The sequence below is a fragment of the Phocaeicola sp. genome (assembly GCF_057861905.1).
In genome coordinates, this window is the sequence record NZ_DBMACV010000002.1 from 29,788 (window position 1) to 49,135 (window position 19,348).

Below are 19,348 nucleotides of genomic sequence, written 5' to 3' on the forward strand. Positions count from 1 at the left end.
TCTCAGGCTATGCACAGAAAAGTACTAAAACGTCTAAACGTTTTTTGAAAATTTGTACAAATCATTATTTTTTTTGTACAAAAAATATCCCTTCATTCGCGACATCTTTACAAAGAAGACGAAACACAAATGAAGGGATATTTTCTTTATATTGACAGATTTCTTTAAACTCTTGCCAATAAACAATGAGAGTATTATTTGTTGCGTTCGATTACATAATCAATATAAGCTGTCAGTGCTGTTCGAATAGACTCATCAGCCGATTCAGGAAGCAAAGCCAATGCTTTGTTGCGATAATCGTACATTACTTGCTCCGCATACGCAATTCCTCCCTCCTGCTTTATATAATCGACAAAATCTGCAATTTCTTCCTTCGATGCACTAAGTGAACGGATGCGCAATGCAAGTTCCTTCTTTTCCTCGTCGGCATGCGTATTCAACACGTGTAGTGCCGGAAGCGTCAACTTGCCTTCCATCATGTCATTCCCGGTAGGCTTACCCAGCTCTTCGTTTTTAAAATAGTCGAATATATCATCCTTTATCTGAAAAGCAATGCCTATCATCTCGCCGAAAAGTGCCGCCTTTTCTATTTCACTCTGTGGAGCATCAACCGAAATGGCTCCACTTTCTGCACTGGCAGTAAACAGTGCAGCAGTCTTTTTGCGGATAACATCAAAATAAATCTCTTCTGAAAAATCGCGATTGCTGATATTTACCAACTGGATAATTTCTCCTTCTGACAAGTTTTGTCCCAAACGGGCTACCAAACCAACCAAATCGATATGTCTGGTATACGAGGCATGACGTAAACTGGTTGCCAGCATATAGTCGCCTACCAATACGGATACCTTATTGTCATATAGCGCGTTAATCGACGATTGCCCCCGCCGCTTGTCGCTCTCGTCTACCACATCATCGTGCACCAGACTGGCCGTATGAAGTAGTTCCAGCGACAGTGCGGCATGCAAAGTAGATTCATTTATCCCGCCATAAAGTTTTGCCATAAGCAAAACCAGAATGGGACGCATCATTTTTCCGTTCCTCTGCTTGATATAGCCTAAAACTTCATTCAACAACGGCGTGGAACTTTTCAATGAGGCGTCGAAAAGAGCCTTAAATTCGCTTAATTCCTTTTCTACGGGTTTCTTGATTATTGCTAACTTATCCATGGAGATTTATTTGGGTACAAAAGTAATAATAAAACAGCGAATACGGTATTTTTTTGTACTTTTACGTAGAAAACTTAATAATTTTACACGAATGGAGAAACTGTTTCTACTCGATGCGTATGCACTTATCTACCGCGCATACTATGCTTTTATCAAAAATCCGCGTATCAATTCCAAAGGTTTCAATACATCAGCTATCATGGGATTCGTCAATACTCTGGAGGATGTCCTGAAAAAAGAGAACCCTACTCATATAGGCATTGCCTTCGATCCCGCCGGTCCCACATTCCGCCACGAAGCTTTCGAACAGTATAAAGCACAACGCGAAGAAACTCCCGAAGCAATTCGCCTCTCTGTTCCTGTTATCAAGGATATTATACGAGCTTATCGTATTCCGATTCTCGAAGTGAAAGGATACGAAGCCGACGACGTTATCGGAACGCTTGCTACCGAAGCCGGGAAACGAGGCATTACAACATATATGATGACTCCTGATAAGGACTATGGTCAGCTGGTTTCGGAAAATGTATTTATGTACCGACCTAAATACGGCGACAAGGAGTTTGAAGTTATGGGCGTAAAAGAAATCAAAGCTAAGTTCGACATCGAATCACCCTCGCAGGTAATCGATATGCTGGGACTTATGGGAGATACTGCCGACAACATTCCGGGATGTCCGGGGGTAGGCGAAAAAACAGCCCAAAAATTAATCGCCCAATTTGGAAGTATCGAAAATTTGCTTGCTAACACCGACCAACTGAAAGGGGCTATCAAGACAAAGGTGGAGAATAATCGCGAACAAATTACTTTCTCTAAATTTCTGGCTACAATTAAAACGGATGTGCCAATCTCGCTCGACATGGAAGCACTGAAGCGTGAACAGCCCGACGAAGAAGAACTTCGCAAAATTTTTGAAGAATTGGAATTTCGTACTCTATTGGATCGTATTCTTAAAACGGAGAAGAAAATTACTGCTCCAACGGCCTCTCCTCAAAGCGATCTCTTTGGATTTTTTGCGGACGAGAATACAGGCGAGCAAAAAAATTCAAATCTCACGCGGTTAGAAGAGCTGAATTACGACTACCAACTAATTGATTCAGAGAATAAAATAGACGAATTTTTACAAAATATCGTTACAAAAGATTTTTTCAGTCTAGACACAGAAACGACGGGAACCGATCCTATAACCGCCGAATTGGTAGGAATGAGCTTCAGTTTCACCGAAAATCAGGCTTTTTATGTACCAGTTCCAGCAGATCGTGAAGAAGCTTTGAAAATTGTTAATAAATTCAAACCAATATTCGAGAATGAAAAAACACTGAAAATCGGACAAAATATAAAATACGATATGCTTGTACTTGGCAACTACGGCGTTGAAGTCCGTGGTCCAATGTTCGACACCATGATAGCCCATTATGTACTTCAGCCCGAACTTCACCATGGTATGGATTATCTTGCTGAGGTGTATCTGAAATATGAAACCATAAAAATAGAAGAGCTGATAGGTCCTAAAGGTAAAAATCAAAAAAACATGCGTGACCTCTCTCCTTCTTCTGTTTATAAGTATGCCTGCGAAGATGCCGATGTCACGTTGAAACTGAAAAATGTACTGGAAAAAGAACTGGTATCAAACGGTGTCGACGAATTATTCCAAACAATTGAAATGCCGCTGGTACCGGTACTTGCCTATATGGAACGCAACGGAGTACGTATCGACACAGAAGCATTGAAGGAAACTTCACGACATTTTACAGCACGTATGCAACAACTGGAAGAAGAAGTGCATCAGCTTGCCGGAATAGAATTCAACATCGCTTCTCCCAAACAAGTAGGTGAAGTATTATTCGACCGCTTGAAAATAACAGACAAGGCCAAAAAGACTAAAACCGGACAATATGTTACTTCCGAAGAAGTATTGGAAAGTTTGCGAGGCAAACATGAAATAGTAGGGAAAATACTGGAACACAGAGGACTGAAAAAGCTATTGGGTACGTATATCGATGCCCTTCCCTTACTTATCAATCCTAAAACCGGACATATACATACTTCATTCAACCAAACTGTTACTGCTACTGGACGACTCAGTTCAAGCAATCCAAACCTGCAGAACATCCCTGTCCGCAATGAAGATGGAAAGGAAATCCGGCGAGCATTTATTCCCGATGAAGGTTGTGAATTCTTCTCTGCCGATTATTCACAAATCGAACTTCGCATCATGGCACACTTAAGTGGTGACCCGCACATGATAGAAGCATTCCAAAAAGGACAAGATATCCATGCTGCTACTGCTGCAAAGATTTATAAGGAGCCCTTGGAAAGTGTAACACGCGAACAAAGAAGCAAAGCTAAGACGGCTAATTTTGGTATTATATATGGTATATCGGTTTTCGGACTGGCAGAACGATTAAATATAGAAAGAAAAGAAGCCAAGGAACTAATAGACGGCTATTTCGAAAATTATCCACACGTAAAAGAATATATGGATAAAAGTATTCGTCTGGCACAAGAAAGAGGTTATATCGAAACAATCTTCAAACGAAAACGCTATCTGCCCGATATCAATTCACGAAATGCAGTTGTCCGTGGGTATGCCGAACGTAATGCCATCAATGCTCCAATACAAGGAAGTGCGGCTGATATTATCAAGGTGGCAATGATTCGTATATACAAACGCTTCCAAGAAGAAGGTATCCGCTCTAAAATGATCCTTCAAGTGCACGATGAATTGAACTTCAGCGTCGTGCCCGAAGAAAAGGAAAAAGTGCAACAAATTGTGATTAGCGAAATGGAAGCTGCTTACAAAATGAAAGCACCTTTGCGAGCAGACTGCGGTTGGGGTAAGAATTGGCTGGAAGCACATTAGTTCATTCCAACTGTTAACAGGTGTTTAAATGATAACAATTTGCTAAAATATTCATTTTTTCTTGCCGAAAAGTTAGCAACATCAAAAGGTTTTACTAATTTTGCAGCGTAATTAAAAACAAAAAGATAGTAAAACCTTAAAAACAAAAGATATGAAAAAGATGAATTTACTCAAGAGTTTATTTGTAACAGTATTTGTTTTTGCCGCTAACCTTACAGTTTTTGCTAATAGTCCTGAAACTGAACTAATATACAATACTGAAGAAATAGATGGAGTAAAGATGTCGGAAACTGTTTATAAAATGAATGAAGGTATTCTGACAAATTTTGAAAAGTACAACTATAAATATAACGACAAGAAACAAGTTGTGGAAAACATTCTACAGAAGTGGGATGAAAGTAGAGGTGAATGGCGTAACAACATGTGTATCAAGTATACATACAATGAAGGAAGCACTACAATCCAATACTATAAATGGAATAATTCAAAAAAGGATTATATCCTTGTTCCACAGATGACTGTAACCATGAACATGTAAAAACTGCATACAAAAAAACAATATTTTCATAAACTCTCTAACAAAAAGAGGCACTTCGTGAGAAGCGCCTCTTTTTTTATACTCTTTGCAAACATTCTTACTTTCGACAGGAAAAATAACAAATTGTTACTAAAAACTGATATTCTGTATTTCACATCAACCAAATTCTGATTTACATATCAACCCGAATTCAAGCTAAGGTATCTTCTCTGGTTGTTAGCAGTACTCCAGCTTTCTACTTCAAAACTATCAGCCCTCACTGTTATCAATATATTATTTTCAATAAATAAAAAAGTAAGTTCTCCACAATTTTTCAATTATAAAATAAGCTTCATTATATAAAAAGTTCTATCTTTGCATAAATAAAAATATTTAATATATAGAAAGCACATCATTCATATTTTGTTAATCTTATAGCTATCGATAAAATATATTTAAAAACAATACTCTCTTCAACCTATAAAGTAACAGACTATCAACAAATCAACACATAAAGTAACAAGTAAAAAAAGAACAACCTTAAAAAGAACAAAGCTCATGATACCAGATGACAGTTAATACTCTGCCCGGAAGAATAATCAAGACTTAACAACTTCCCCATTATCTATTTGCCAATATGGTTTATAACAAAAGTGAATCTTTGGCATGAACCAGTAACCTTATTATTTTATATGAAAAAAACAACATCTTTCAAGGTTCTATCTCAACAAGATAGATTAAGCCTAAAATACCCTTTTAAAATGAGAACAAATCTCGTTTTATTAGTTGGTACTATGTTCCATTTGGCAGTGCCTACACTTGCCTATAGTGCTAATACACAACAATCTCCTGACGAGAGCGTCAAATCAATAGCTCCGGAAAATATACAAATTAAGGGTAGTATAAAAGACAGTAAAGGAGAAGCCCTTATCGGAGTGAATGTAAAAATAAAGAACTCTTCCAATGGAACAATAACCGATTTTAATGGTGAATTCTCACTAAAAGCATCAACGGGTGATGTTTTGGAAATATCGTATGTCGGATATAAACCTATTACTCTAACAGTATCTCCAAATACTTCGTACAATATAGTTATGAAGGAAGATACTGAAACACTTGAAGAAGTGGTAGTAACAGCTTTAGGTATCAAACGGGAAACAAAATCGTTGACTTATAATGTTCAGGAAGTAAAAAGTGATGTAATTACAACCATAAAGGATGCCAGCTTCGTAAACAGTCTGACGGGTAAAATAGCGGGAGTAACCATCAACCAAAGTGCAAATGGTATTGGTGGATCAACACGTGTGTCATGCGTGGTACGAAATCATTGTTCGGCGACAACAATGCACTATATGTTGTCGATGGTATTCCTTTGTCATCCATGCGTTCTACACAACCGGAAGGCTCCTTTGAAATGCCGGATGGAGGTGATAGCGACGGAATCTCGAGTATCAATCCGGATGATATCGAATCGATGTCTGTACTGACAGGAGCTGCAGCTGCTGCACTTTATGGTGTATCTGGAGCAAATGGTGTCGTGCTGATTACAACCAAAAAAGGTAAAGAAGGAAAACTTACCGTCAACTATTCAAATAATACACAATTTACAACTCCATTCGTAACGCCACGCTTCCAAAATACTTACGGACGGAAAAATGACCTGGTATATGAAAGCTGGGGTAACAAATTGGCAACTCCTTCTTCGTATGATCCACTTGATTTCTTCCAAACAGGTTTCAATGAAATCAACTCTATGAATGTTACAAGTGGAAACGACCGGAATCAGACATATTTTTCAGCTTCGTCTACAAACTCTCGAGGAATTATACCAAATAGTAAATATAACAGGTATAACTTCACGCTTCGCAATACAACAGAACTGATAAAAGATAAATTGACATTGGATATGAGTGCTTCTTACATTCTTCAGAACAATCATAATCTAATGGTACAAGGACAGGCTCATAACCCGTTGGTTCCATTGTATCTTTTTCCACCATCTGACGATTTTACTAAATTCAAAACCTATGAACACTTTAATCCAGAGCGCAACTTCCCTACCCAGAACTGGACTTATGGGGAACAAGGCCTATCCATGCAGAACCCATATTGGATTGTCAACCGAGAGCACTTCGAGAACAACAAAATGCGTTACATGTTTACAGCTAATTTAAGCTGGAAAATAACCGACTGGATGCAAGCTACAGGACGTCTGCGCGTTGATAATTCACAAGATACTTACGAACGTAAAATATCAGCCTCATCCAGTAACCTGTTTGCTTCAGATTACGGTAACTATCTGAAACAAACTACCCAATACAAGAATTTCTATGCAGATGCTATTCTGAATATTGATAAACGCTTTGGTAATTATGGCATCAATGCTAATATTGGAGCAAGTGTAACCGACGAAGTTTCTGGAGAAAAAATCGGTTATGAAGGACATTTGGCTAAAGTTGCCAATTTGTTTACCTTCGAAAATATTATCAAAAATGACCCGGAAACCCGTCCTCTCGATTCAAAAGGTATACATACTAATACACAGGCTGTATTTGCAACGCTGCAACTGTCTTACAAGAGTGCTGTATTCTTGGATGTAACTGGTCGAAATGACTGGTTCTCTACTTTTGCATTTACTTCACACAAAAACTCAGGGTTCTTCTATCCGTCTGTGGGCTTATCGTTTGTTCCAACTGAAATGTTTGACCTGAGCCATACCCCTATTTCATTCTTAAAGTTACGCGCTTCATATAGTGAAGTCGGTAATGCGCCTCAGCCTTATATGACATCTTTAGCTTATGGAATCAGCGGTGGAAATATAGAAAGTTTGCCTTTCATCCCTGCAACTTTCCTGGAACCGGAACGAACGAAATCATTCGAAGTCGGTATGAATATGCGTTTGTTCGAGGATAAATTAAATTTGGACGTTACTTATTATAATTCTAATACCTATAACCAGTTCTTTACGATATCCATGCCTCCCAGCTCCGGATACTCACATTTCTATGCAAATGGAGGTAAGGTTAATAACTGGGGTATTGAATCAACTCTTACTTATAAACAACAGATAAAAGATTTCTTATGGCATTCATCTCTTACTTTTACGATGAACCGAAATAAAATCAAAGAATTACTTGACCCCAATACGATTAACCCGATTACAGGTGAAAAAATCGGAAATATGCCTTACATCGATGTTTGTACCAATGACTCGTATAAGCAACGTTTAACTGAGGGAGGTAGTATCGGAGATATCTATGTAACTGGCTTGAAGCGTGATCATCAGGGAGAGATATATGTAAATCCACAAAACGGAAGTATTCAGGCCGACTCTGAAAATTGGATAAAGGCAGGCAATGCAGATCCGAAATATAACATTGGATGGAACAATACTTTCTCCTATAAGGGCATCTCACTGGGCGTCTTGATAGACTGGCGTATCGGTGGTGTATGCGTTTCTGCAACACAAGCCATGATGGATCGCTTCGGAACATCACAAGCCAGCGCCGAAGCACGCGATAATGGTGGAGTTGTCGTAAATGGCGGATTGCTGAATCCGGAAAGTTATTATTCTGTAGTAGGAGGAGGTACGACTGGATTACTGGCTTTCTATACTTATAGTGCTACCAATGTTCGCCTGCGCGAAATGACATTAGGATATACTCTACCTAACAAATGGTTTAACAATAAACTGAAAGATGTAACAGTTTCGCTTATTGGAAAGAATCTGTTCATGTTCTACAACAAAGCTCCATTCGATCCTGAATTAGCATCTTCTACAGGTACTTATTATCAGGGTATAGACTACTTTATGATGCCGAGCTTACGGAACATTGGATTTAGTGTTAAACTTCAATTCTAACCTTAATTCGTAAAATTATGAAATCAATCTTTTTAGGGAAAATACAATGCATAGGGGCTACATGCTTACTACTGTGTGGGCTGAATGCCTGTACTGCGGGATATGAAGAAATGAATACCAATCCAGACAAGGTTACTGATGATATGCTGGATATGGATAACTTACGTACAGGAGGCTCAATCAGTGCGATGCAATTAGATATTATTCCTTGTAGTGATGAAGGTGCAAATGCATATCAGCGCGCACAAAACTTAGTAGGAGACATTTTTTCTGGATACATGTCCGGTAGCGACAACTGGAATAGTTCTTCTAACAACCAGACTTATAATCTTCGCTTTGGTGGATGGAGCGATGTACTTTTCTCCATTGCATATCAGAATGTAATGCCACAATGGAAAAAAATAGCGACAGAGGAAGTCAAAGCAGAAGAACCAGTTACTTATGCGATCGGACAAGTTTTAAAAATTGCAGCCATGCACCGTGTAACCGACGCTTATGGCCCTATCCCGTACTTCAAATTCGGTGAAAGTCTTATGGTTCCATACGACTCACAAGAAAAAGTATATGAATCATTCTTTAATGAATTAACAGAGGCAAGTCAGATTCTGGAACAATATGCTACAGAGAACCCGTCTGCACGTCCGCTGAAAAACTACGATCTGGTTTACGAAGGAGATGTAAGCAAATGGGCAAAATTTGCTAATACGTTAATGCTGCGCCTGGCAATGCGTGTAGTATATGTAAAACCAGACTGGGCACAGAAATATGCAGAACAGGCTGTCGTAAAAAGTAAACTAGGAGTAATGACAAGCAATGCCGACAATGCACTTCTTCACAGTCACAATGGAATTACGGTTTATCATCCGCTCAATGTAGTATGGGATATGTACAAAGATGCACGAATGGGAGCTTCCATGGAATCTTATCTGAAAGGATATAAAGACAGTCGAATCTCTAAATATTTTAGTCAGGCAACTGCACCAGCCGGCGATTATCATGGAATGCGTAACGGAATCATCGTAGATAATATTGAAGGATATCGTGCCCTCTCCTGCCCTAATGTACAAAAGACCGATCCTGTTTTATGGATGTGCGCAGCTGAAGCTTACTTCTTAAGAGCTGAAGGAGCCTTAAGACAATGGAATATGAACGGTGACGCTAAAGACTTGTATGAGCAGGGAGTTCAAACATCTTTCGAACAGCACTCTGCTGCTATTGGAAATTATTTGACAGATGATACAGCTAAACCTGCTAAATTCGAAGATAAAGTAGGCAACAACAGTGCAGAACCTCGTTCTACTATAACTCCCGTCTACAAGACAGAAGAAGGATTTGAAGCAAACTTGGAACGAATCATTACTCAGAAATGGTTGGCTATGTTCCCTGAAGGAATGGAAGCATGGAGCGAATTCCGTCGTACCGGTTATCCTAAGATATTCCCGGTAGTCAAAAATTACAGTGGAGGAACAATCGATACGGAAAAACAAATTCGTCGTCTGCCATTCCCGCAAACTGAATACGACAACAATAATGAGAACGTAAAAAACGCTATATCTCTTTTAAATGGAGCCGATCATGGAGGCACTTCATTGTGGTGGGATAAAAAATAATTTTTTAAAATAGAATCAATATGAAAAAGATATTATACTTCATTGTTATGTTATGTTGCACAACCTTTGTTGCATGCGACAAGCAAACTACTCCAGAAGCTCTTGATGTACAAGTACCTCCTACAAAATCAGAAGACTATTTTGAAGCTTTAAGGCAATACAAAAGTTCTAAGCATCAGCTCTGCTTCGGATGGTTTGGTAACTGGACAGCTACGGGTTCTGCAATGTCAACACGACTGGATAATGTACCTGATAGCGTAGATATCATATCTATTTGGGGAAACACTTATAACTTAACTCCTGAAATGAAAGCTGATATGGCTTATGTACAGCAGAAAAAAGGAACTAAAGTAATATTTACGATCTTCGCACATACCGTTCCAGAAATGTTCATCGCAGAAGATGGCACCATAGATTATGCAAGCTATGCAAAATCATTGAATGATACTATTATCAAATACAATTATGATGGCATTGACTTCGATTATGAGCCTAATTATGGCGGAAGCGGTCCATTATGTAACAAAGATAATATGGAAGTATTTATTCATGAAATGGGTAAATATGTAGGTCCTAAATCTGGAACAGGCAAAATATTAAGTATCGATGGAGAACCTTATCATATGAATCCAGGCTTATCCGAATATTTTGACTATGGAATTGTACAAGCATATAATTCATCAGGAGATACTGACCTGCAAAATCGTTTCAATCAAGCAGCAAATGTTGGATGGAAACCTGAGCAATACATCTTTACTGAAAACTTCGAGAGTCTGTGGCAAACAGGAGGTAACCCAAACTACCATGATAAATACGGAAATGTAATGCCTTCTTTGGAAGGTATGGCTCGTTTTACACCCGAACAAGGCCCAAAGGCCGGAGTGGGAACTTACCACATGGAATATGAATATTTGGCCTTACCTACATACAAATATTTAAGACAGGCTATCCAAATAATGAATCCTACTGTAAAATAACTATATAATCTATGAAAACTTTAAATACAATTCAACTTCTGATAGGTTTTCTGTTTTTCTTCCTGACCGGGTGTAAAAACGCAGAAGAATTAAGCCACCTGATCTACATGACAGGAACAGAAAAGACTACAGTCAGCAGAGTAACAATTGATGGACCGCAAAGCTTTGGTGTTAGCGCTACTTGTACAGCTAAAGCGGAACAAGATTTACGAGTTTCTTTCAGAATAGATAACTCGTTAGTCGATAAATATAACAGTGAAAAAGGTACTAATTACAAAGTTCTTCCGGAACAATGTTATAACCTGGAAAAAAGCGAATCTGTCATCAAACAAGGTTCTTGTGTATCAACTCCTGTCATGTTTAATCTTACTACAACAGAAGGAATGGAAGACGGAGCAGTCTACCTTGTACCAATTTCGTTAGCTTCGGCCGAAGGATACCCTATATTGGAATCTTGTCGAACAAACTATATCGTGATTAACCGTACTATCATCACCAAAGTTCTGTCGCTGTCTGGAGGACGTTCATTGAATGTACCTAATTTTACAAAAGATCCTTCTTTGCAAAGCATTCCACAAATAACAATGGAATGCCGTGTGAAAGTTAACAGTTTCTGTAATTCAGACCCATATATTAGCTCCATCATGGGTATTGAATATGCCGAAAACTTCTTGCTACGTTTTGGTGATGTTACTATTAAAAACAATCAGTTCCAGGTTACAGCTAAAGACCAGGTAACTCCTGAAATGACATTCGATACAGGAAAATGGTATCACCTTGCCGTTGTCTTTGATGGAAACCAGTTCATCGTATATGTAAATGGTGAAGTAGCAGCAACCAAACAAGCAACCAGAGGACCTGTTAATTTATATGATGGAGGAGACTTCCATTTTGGATTCTCATATAATGGACGTTTCTTAGATGGATTTATCAGTGAAGCACGTATCTGGACCAGACCACTTTCACAAGTGGAAATTCAGGAAAATATGTGTTATGTACAGCCTGATTCAGAAGGCCTACTGGCATATTGGAGATTTAACGACGGAGACCCGAAAACGGCTAAAGACTTTACAGGTCATGGATATGACGCACAAATCAAAACAGGTAATACTTTAGAATGGGCTGATGGTATTAAATGCCCAGAACCACAAAACTAACATCAACATGAAAATAACTTATCAACTTATATTGATGATATTCCTGCTGGCAGGAATATCATCTGGATTATCATCATGTAAAGATGATGAATCGTCAGAGAATGAATGGAATGCCACATATGTCTACATTCAACGAAATGATTATTTAGTTCTCAACAACTCTACATTTACTCTAAAACACTCTCCCGGTGGAATTGCCGGAAATGTAGAAATAACTTTTAAGCTGAAAGTTCAGAAGCCTGCAGCCAAAGATATTACAGGTATACTTCAGGTTTCCGGTACAGGTGACATCCCTCTATCTGCATTCAGCTTAAATACAGATCAGCCTGTCATCAAAGCTGGTGAAACGGAATCGGAAGATATCATATTATCATTGTCTGATACTGGCAAGGAAGAACTTGCTCAGACTCATGATTTATTAAGTGGAGAATTCAAAATTCAGCTTGTCAACCTACAAACTGAAAATGCAAATACCATGATAAGCACCAATTCTGCACTTACATCAATTGCATTCTCATTAACCAAGCAAGAATACTCAATAAATAACCTGGAAAAAGGAACGCCTGAAAACAGTCATTTAATGGACCGCACTTCATGGTATGTACAAGTAGATCCCGCAGCGCAAGGAAATGCAACAAATGTAATTGATGGAAATGTTTATTCAGATATTGCTCAGGACAATGCTGGATTCTGGATTACAATTGATTTCCAGACTCCTAAAACAATAACCGGTATAGTCACCAACCATTGGGGAAATGCTTACTGCCCGACTCAAATAGAACTATTTACTTCGGATAACGGTACAGAATGGAAGACTATGGGAACACTTGATGTACAAGAAAGTATCCAGTATGTCAAATTCATAAGTTCCGTAACCACCAGACATTTAAAATATCAAATAGTTAAATACCCAATCCGAGTAGACGTCACCGAAATCAATGTTTATGAGGCGAACTGACAATCAGGTAATATAATAGCTTGATATGTATGCCCGAATACGATGACATACTAAAAAAATCATAACAAAAGAGAAAAGCCATATCGAAACGGTTATTTTAGGTTTTGATATGGCTTTTTTGTATCTTAAAACGATTTATGGCCTATAAATCAGAATCTGATAAACACTTACAAACGTACCCTCCTGGAAAAATTAAAAGAGGCTCTTAGCAAAAGACAAAAAGAATGACTAACTTTGCAAGCCGAAATATACTGATAATTAATAAGGAAATAATATAAGCTTATGGCATTACAATGTGGTATCGTCGGTTTGCCTAACGTAGGAAAATCGACCCTTTTCAACTGTTTATCGAACGCAAAAGCTCAAGCAGCCAACTTCCCTTTCTGTACGATAGAACCGAATGTGGGTGTCATCACAGTCCCAGATGAACGCTTGAACAAACTGGCAGAACTGGTTATCCCCGACCGTATCGTACCTACTACTGTAGAAATTGTAGATATTGCCGGACTGGTAAAAGGTGCAAGTAAAGGTGAAGGACTCGGTAATAAGTTCCTTGCCAACATTCGTGAAACAGATGCTATTCTTCACGTCTTACGCTGTTTCGATGACGACAATGTAACACACGTAGACGGTAGCGTAAATCCTGTCCGCGATAAAGAAATCATCGATACAGAACTTCAACTGAAGGACCTCGAAACAATAGAAAGCCGTATTCAGAAAGTACAGAAGCAGGCTCAGACCGGAGGTGATAAACTGGCTAAACAAACTTACGAAGTATTAGTACGTTATCGTGATGCACTGTTGCAAGGAAAATCAGCACGTACCGTACAGTTTGAAACAAAGGATGAACAAAAGATCGCTCACGATTTATTCTTACTGACTTCTAAACCTGTAATGTATGTTTGCAATGTCGATGAAGCCAGTGCTGTAACAGGAAATAAGTATGTAGATCAAGTACGTGAGGCCGTAAAAGAAGAAGGAGCTGAAATCCTGATTGTTGCAGCTAAGACTGAAGCCGACATTGCTGAATTGGAAACATATGAAGACCGACAGATGTTCTTGCAAGAAGTAGGACTTAAAGAGTCGGGAGTAAGCCGTCTGATCCGTTCTGCTTACAACTTGCTGAACTTGGAAACCTACTTTACAGCTGGTAAAATGGAAGTCCGCGCCTGGACATTCCATAAAGGATGGAAAGCTCCTCAGTGTGCCGGAGTTATCCACACCGACTTCGAAAAAGGCTTTATCCGTGCAGAAGTCATCAAGTACGATGATTTTATCAAATATGGCTCGGAAGCAGCTGTTCGCGAAGCCGGTAAGCTGAATGTAGAAGGAAAAGATTATGTCGTAGAAGACGGAGATATTATGCACTTCCGTTTCAACGTATAATAACATACCCATCATAGGAAATTAAACCTTAATAAATCGGTCGCTGTCAAGCGTCCGATTTATTTTTTAACCCTAAAACAATAAACCATGAACTATCTTATTATAGGTACCGGCGGTGTAGGAGGAAGTATCGCCGGATTTCTTGCACTGGCAGGAAAAGATGTAACATGTATCGCACGGGGAAAACATCTCGAAAGTATCCGCAACCAGGGACTTCATCTGAAATCGGATCTCAAAGGTGAACATTATCTGAAAGTTAACGCTTATACGGCCGAAGAATATCAAGGAAAAGCGGATGTCATTTTTGTCTGCGTCAAAGGATATTCCATCGACTCAGTCAAAGAAGTAATAAAACGCGCTGCCAATCCTCATACTTTGGTTATTCCTATATTAAATGTTTATGGTACAGGGCCACGCATCGGTCGTCTTACTCCCGAAGTAACTGTTCTTGATGGTTGTATCTACATAGTAGGCTTTGTTTCAGGAGAAGGAGAAATTACTCAAATGGGAAGTATCTTTCGCCTGGTTGTTGGTGCACGGCCAGAACAAGGAGTTAGTCAGGAACGTATTGAAGCCATCGCAGCAGATGTAAGAAATTGCGGTATCAAAGTTGATGTTTCCGATGATATTAACCGCGATACATTCATCAAATGGGCATTTATCTCAGCCATGGCATGTACAGGAGCCTACCACAATGTACCAATGGGAGAAGTACAACACGAAGGTGAAGTACGCAATACCTTTATCGGACTATCACAAGAAAGTGCAGCAATCGGACGAGAAATGGGAATTACTTATCCAGAAGATCCTGTATCTTATAACCTGAAAGTAATAGATAAACTCGACCCCCACAGCACTGCATCAATGCAAAAAGACCTTGCACGCGGACATGAGTCAGAAATACAAGGTATGCTGTTCGATATGATCGATTTGGGAGAACGCTTAGGTCTGCCTATGCCTACTTATCAAAAAGTAGCTCTAAAATTCAAAAATATATGAAACATATCGTAAATATAGAAACTTGGGAGCGGAAAGACAATTATAATTTCTTCCGTGGATTTGCCAATTCATGGATTTCAATAACCAGTGAAGTCGATTGTACCGAAGCATATAACCATGCCAAAGCTAATGGAAAATCATTCTTTCTATATTATCTTTATGCCATATTACGAGCAGCCAATGAAATAAAGGAATTCCGTTATCGGTGGGATAAAAACGGACAAGTGGTCTACCACGATACAGTAGATGTCATTTCCCCTATTGCTGTACCCGGCAAAACATTTTATACAGTACGTATCCCCTATCACATCGATTTCAAAGGTTTTTATGCAGAAGCCAGGCAGATTGTCACTTCCATACCAGAAGATGGTGATCCATATGGTACCGACAAAAATATATATGGAAAAGGAGAATTCGATGTGATCTTGCTAAGTGCTACTCCAAAGCTTTATTTCACCTCAATTACCTATACCCAACAAGAAGTAGGACATCCTTTGGACTACCCCCTAATGAATGCAGGAAAAACCATTCTACGTGAGGGCAAACGCATCATGCCTATTGCCCTGACTGTAAGTCATGCATTTACAGACGGAGCACATATTTCGCTTTTCTTTGAAAAGGTAGAATTATACCTTAATGAAATTTGTAAATAATTGTATGAAAAAATGACGGAACTTCATCTATTTGCCCGATTTTGACTTAGCAGTAATCGCTCAAGTAGATGAAGTTCCGCAATCTATCTGCATTTATTCCTGGCTCAAGTAATCACACAACTTTTGTGTAGCCCGTGCCCGATGGCTGATTTTATTTTTCTCTTCACTGCCCATTTCAGCAAATGTTTCGGTATATCCTTCAGGAACAAATACCGGATCATAACCAAATCCCGAACAGCCACGTTTTTTTTCGATTATTTCGCCTTTCACAATACCTTCGAAGAGATGTTCTGCTCCTCCCTCAATCAAGCAAATAGCCGTACGAAATTGCGCCTTACGATTAGTTTTTCCATCCAACTCTGCAAGTAACTTTTTCATATTAGCTTCCGAATCATGTCCTTCTCCTCCGGCATAACGTGCCGAATATACTCCTGGAGCACCCCCCAAAGCCTCTACTTCCAAACCCGTGTCATCAGCAAAACAATCCAAACCGAAGTTCTTATAAATATATTCTGCTTTCAAAGCGGCATTTCCTTCCAGCGTATCTGCCGTTTCCGGAATATCAGCCTCGCAGTGAATGTCTTTCAGACTCAGTACTTCTACCTTATCCCCCAATATGGCACGTATCTCATCCAATTTGTGAGCATTATTCGTAGCAAAAACCAGTTTCTTTTTCATAATCAATAATCTGCTCTGTTATACTTCATTTTCTGCACAAAGATACACATACTCAAGCAACCAGCCGCTACTTCACACCAGCTATTTCCTGCATAACCTTAGCAAACCTCTCTCCTTCTATACAAAAAAAGCCCGGCTTCCAATATCGGGAACCGGACTTTTACGTGTAATCAGCCTATATTAATTCAAAATAATTTCATCTACAAACAAATATCCAGGCTTACCTTTTCCTCCATGCCATGCCGGAATACTCTTTTCCGAAAGTGCTTTTACTTTGACATACCGAGTTTTTACCGGAGTAAATGTCAATGTATGCTCATAAATCTGATTCGGATCAGTTTCTTTCATTGCCGGATAAGTTTCAGAAGCTACTTGCTTGAATGTCTGGTTATCATCCGAAACCTCTACCGAAATACCTCTGGCATCGAATATCCAATCACCCTTCTCCACGCAAGCATGCAAAGTCATTGAACTGATTTCCGTTGCTTCTTTCAAGTCGATAACAGCTTCCAGATCATTTTCATAGAAAGCAATCCAACGTCCTGTCTTATAATTACGGTTACCAATCATGCCGTCTACCAGTGTAGTAGCTCCATTATACTCGTATGCTTTATTGATTGGTTGCAGCATTGTAATCGGTTTGGCTGTAGCCTTACTGAAAGAAATACTATCACAGGTAATACGTGAACTTCCTTCCGGACGAATAGCAGCCATACGTAAAACACAAGCCTTATCAATAGCCAGACCATTCTCATACTTCAACGAAGCAGCTGTCGGTTCCGTACCATCAAGTGTATAGTATACTGGAGCATCATCGATAGTATATGCATTGACATCCAACTTGCCAGTTTCCTGATTAGGAGCAATGTTTACATTCACGTCAAAAATGTGAGTGGCGTAATTCCAGCCCTTCAACTGGTAAATCTTCGTCAGACGAGCTGTACGTTTCAGGAATCCCGCATAATCTTTCTTCTTATCAGGAGCACTCCATTGTGTTTCACAAAGAGCAGCCATACGAGGCAGTACCATATATTGTGCCTGCGCAAAAGTCGGAATATATTCAGTCCACAGATTAGCCTGTACACCCGTAATATATTTTTGTTCTTCGGGAGTCAAGTCTGCAGGCATCGGTTCATAACTATATACTCGTTCCATTGGAAGATATCCTCCGATAGCCAGTGGTTCGTGATCAGTATCCTTAGCTTGATAATAATCGAAATACAAATAAGTATTCGGAGTCATAATAACATTATGTTTCTGACGTGCAGCCTCAATGCCACCAGCTTCACCTCTCCACGACATAACAGTTGCGTTAGGAGCCAGACCACCTTCCAAGATTTCGTCCCATCCGATAATGTTGCGTCCGTGTTCATTCAGGAATTTTTCGGCTTCTTTGATGACGTAACTCTGCAAATATTCTTCTTTCGAATGCTTGTCATCACCCTTAATACCTAATGCCTTAATTCTTGCCTGACACTTCGGACACGTCTTCCATTTATCCTTCGGACATTCATCACCGCCTACGTGAATGTATTGTGACGGGAAAATATCGATAATCTCAGCCAGCACATCTTTAATGAACTGAATAGTCTTGTCGTTTCCTGCACAAAGCACATTATCGGAAACACCCCACATAGTCCACACATTATACGGACCACCTGTACATCCCAGTTCCGGATAAGCAGCCAGTGCAGCCTGCATATGTCCAGGAAGGTCTATTTCAGGAATGACGGTAATATAGCGTTCAGCCGCATAAGCTACAATTTCTTTAGCCTGCTCCTGAGTATAGAAACCACCATAAGGCTTTCCATCATATTTACCCGAATTACGTCCGATAACTGTTTCAGCACGTTTTGAGCCGATTTCCGTCAACTTCGGATATTTCTTGATTTCGATACGCCATCCTTGATCTTCGGAAAGATGCCAATGGAAACGGTTGATATTATGCAGAGCAAGCATATCAATGTATGTCTTGATCTCGTCTACGGTAAACATATGGCGACCTACATCGAGCATCATACCACGATAGCTGAAACGCGGGCTGTCATTGATTTCAACAGCAGGCAGTTCAATTGCTCCACCTCCTTCATGTACAGAAACCGATTTACGTAAAGTCTGAATACCATAGAATACACCAGCTTCAGAAGGAGCAGTAATCACCACCTTCTTACCGTCTACAGTCAAGCGGTATGCTTCCGGCGAATTAGCCTCCAGTCCCAGTTTCAGTACAATTCCGCTTTCTTCATCACCTTCCTGTACCTTCAGGTCAATACCGGTTTGTTCTTTAATAAAAGAAGCCAGAAACTCAGCATTCTTTTTCATTTTTTCATTACCGGCTGTGTAATAAATTGTTTCTCCACTTTTCAGCAGGAAGCCACTTTGTTGAGGAGTTGTAATCTCCAGAGGCATAGGCACTATCTGATAATCAGCTACAGCCGCCGGCTTTTCCGAACACGACGCAACCAACATTCCAGCAAACGCCAACCCCAAGCAATTTAATTTTGAGAATGGTTTCATAA

Annotated in this window: 13 protein-coding genes and 1 pseudogene; 11 read left to right on the top strand and 3 right to left on the bottom strand. The window is 39.4% G+C overall.

The genetic code is table 11. The annotated features are described in order from the left end of the window. Positions 1-194 precede the first annotated feature (194 nt). Positions 195-1,169, bottom strand: coding sequence for a polyprenyl synthetase family protein (locus tag ACZM60_RS00670; protein ID WP_340319593.1), 975 nt, complete (start codon positions 1,167-1,169; stop codon positions 195-197). 91 nt (positions 1,170-1,260) lie between these two features. Here ACZM60_RS00670 and polA point away from each other — a divergent pair, with 91 nt between their 5' ends. From polA to ACZM60_RS00725, 11 genes and pseudogenes are all read left to right on the top strand, one after another. Further along, a complete protein-coding gene (gene polA / locus ACZM60_RS00675) occupies positions 1,261-4,032 on the top strand; it encodes a DNA polymerase I (protein WP_489520543.1) in 2,772 nt (923 codons plus the stop codon). Positions 4,033-4,183: 151 nt separating this feature from the next. Beyond that, a complete protein-coding gene (locus ACZM60_RS00680; RefSeq protein ID WP_021970255.1) occupies positions 4,184-4,570 on the top strand; it encodes a DUF3836 domain-containing protein in 387 nt (128 codons plus the stop codon). A gap of 773 nt (positions 4,571-5,343) precedes the next feature. Further along, positions 5,344-5,622: pseudogene (locus tag ACZM60_RS00685) on the top strand (carboxypeptidase-like regulatory domain-containing protein); the annotation flags it as partial. A gap of 236 nt (positions 5,623-5,858) precedes the next feature. Beyond that, entirely contained in the window at positions 5,859-8,411 is a 2,553-nt protein-coding gene (locus ACZM60_RS00690; RefSeq protein ID WP_489520544.1) for a SusC/RagA family TonB-linked outer membrane protein, read from the top strand. Between the two features lie 17 nt (positions 8,412-8,428). After that, the gene (locus ACZM60_RS00695; protein ID WP_489520545.1) at positions 8,429-10,021 is read left to right on the top strand and encodes a RagB/SusD family nutrient uptake outer membrane protein; all 1,593 of its coding nucleotides are present in this window, start codon (positions 8,429-8,431) and stop codon (positions 10,019-10,021) included. Between the two features lie 20 nt (positions 10,022-10,041). Next, positions 10,042-10,998, top strand: a complete 957-nt coding sequence (locus ACZM60_RS00700) for a glycoside hydrolase family 18 (protein WP_021970258.1) — start codon at positions 10,042-10,044, stop codon at positions 10,996-10,998. Between the two features lie 11 nt (positions 10,999-11,009). Then, on the top strand, positions 11,010-12,155 hold the full coding sequence (locus ACZM60_RS00705; RefSeq protein ID WP_021970259.1) for a DUF1735 and LamG domain-containing protein: 1,146 nt from the start codon (positions 11,010-11,012) through the stop codon (positions 12,153-12,155). 7 nt (positions 12,156-12,162) lie between these two features. After that, on the top strand, positions 12,163-13,113 hold the full coding sequence (locus tag ACZM60_RS00710; protein WP_021970260.1) for a DUF4999 domain-containing protein: 951 nt from the start codon (positions 12,163-12,165) through the stop codon (positions 13,111-13,113). A gap of 282 nt (positions 13,114-13,395) precedes the next feature. Beyond that, the gene (gene ychF / locus ACZM60_RS00715) at positions 13,396-14,499 is read left to right on the top strand and encodes a redox-regulated ATPase YchF (protein WP_021970261.1); all 1,104 of its coding nucleotides are present in this window, start codon (positions 13,396-13,398) and stop codon (positions 14,497-14,499) included. 87 nt (positions 14,500-14,586) lie between these two features. Then, positions 14,587-15,498, top strand: a complete 912-nt coding sequence (locus ACZM60_RS00720; protein WP_418586768.1) for a ketopantoate reductase family protein — start codon at positions 14,587-14,589, stop codon at positions 15,496-15,498. After that, positions 15,495-16,151 (top strand): chloramphenicol acetyltransferase, encoded by a 657-nt coding sequence (locus tag ACZM60_RS00725; protein WP_489520546.1) that lies wholly within the window; start codon positions 15,495-15,497, stop codon positions 16,149-16,151. The genes ACZM60_RS00720 and ACZM60_RS00725 overlap by 4 nt, the downstream gene beginning before the upstream one ends. A 93-nt stretch (positions 16,152-16,244) precedes the next feature. On the opposite strand, the gene ACZM60_RS00730 is transcribed toward ACZM60_RS00725, so the two are convergent. Together ACZM60_RS00730 and ACZM60_RS00735 are read right to left on the bottom strand one after the other, a co-directional pair. Beyond that, entirely contained in the window at positions 16,245-16,829 is a 585-nt protein-coding gene (locus ACZM60_RS00730) for a non-canonical purine NTP diphosphatase (protein WP_021970264.1), read from the bottom strand. Positions 16,830-17,009: 180 nt separating this feature from the next. Then, on the bottom strand, positions 17,010-19,346 hold the full coding sequence (locus ACZM60_RS00735) for a glycoside hydrolase family 20 protein (RefSeq protein ID WP_489520547.1): 2,337 nt from the start codon (positions 19,344-19,346) through the stop codon (positions 17,010-17,012). Between the last annotated feature and the right edge of the window lie 2 nt (positions 19,347-19,348).

What these genes read in the sequence shown, in the direction of transcription:
- ACZM60_RS00670 (WP_340319593.1), bottom strand. Translation starts at nt 1,169, where the DNA reads ATGGATAAGTTAGCAATAATCAAGAAACCCGTAGAAAAGGAATTAAGC.
- polA (WP_489520543.1), top strand. Translation starts at nt 1,261, where the DNA reads ATGGAGAAACTGTTTCTACTCGATGCGTATGCACTTATCTACCGCGCA.
- ACZM60_RS00680 (WP_021970255.1), top strand. Translation starts at nt 4,184, where the DNA reads ATGAAAAAGATGAATTTACTCAAGAGTTTATTTGTAACAGTATTTGTT.
- ACZM60_RS00690 (WP_489520544.1), top strand. Translation starts at nt 5,859, where the DNA reads ATGCGTGGTACGAAATCATTGTTCGGCGACAACAATGCACTATATGTT.
- ACZM60_RS00695 (WP_489520545.1), top strand. Translation starts at nt 8,429, where the DNA reads ATGAAATCAATCTTTTTAGGGAAAATACAATGCATAGGGGCTACATGC.
- ACZM60_RS00700 (WP_021970258.1), top strand. Translation starts at nt 10,042, where the DNA reads ATGAAAAAGATATTATACTTCATTGTTATGTTATGTTGCACAACCTTT.
- ACZM60_RS00705 (WP_021970259.1), top strand. Translation starts at nt 11,010, where the DNA reads ATGAAAACTTTAAATACAATTCAACTTCTGATAGGTTTTCTGTTTTTC.
- ACZM60_RS00710 (WP_021970260.1), top strand. Translation starts at nt 12,163, where the DNA reads ATGAAAATAACTTATCAACTTATATTGATGATATTCCTGCTGGCAGGA.
- ychF (WP_021970261.1), top strand. Translation starts at nt 13,396, where the DNA reads ATGGCATTACAATGTGGTATCGTCGGTTTGCCTAACGTAGGAAAATCG.
- ACZM60_RS00720 (WP_418586768.1), top strand. Translation starts at nt 14,587, where the DNA reads ATGAACTATCTTATTATAGGTACCGGCGGTGTAGGAGGAAGTATCGCC.
- ACZM60_RS00725 (WP_489520546.1), top strand. Translation starts at nt 15,495, where the DNA reads ATGAAACATATCGTAAATATAGAAACTTGGGAGCGGAAAGACAATTAT.
- ACZM60_RS00730 (WP_021970264.1), bottom strand. Translation starts at nt 16,829, where the DNA reads ATGAAAAAGAAACTGGTTTTTGCTACGAATAATGCTCACAAATTGGAT.
- ACZM60_RS00735 (WP_489520547.1), bottom strand. Translation starts at nt 19,346, where the DNA reads ATGAAACCATTCTCAAAATTAAATTGCTTGGGGTTGGCGTTTGCTGGA.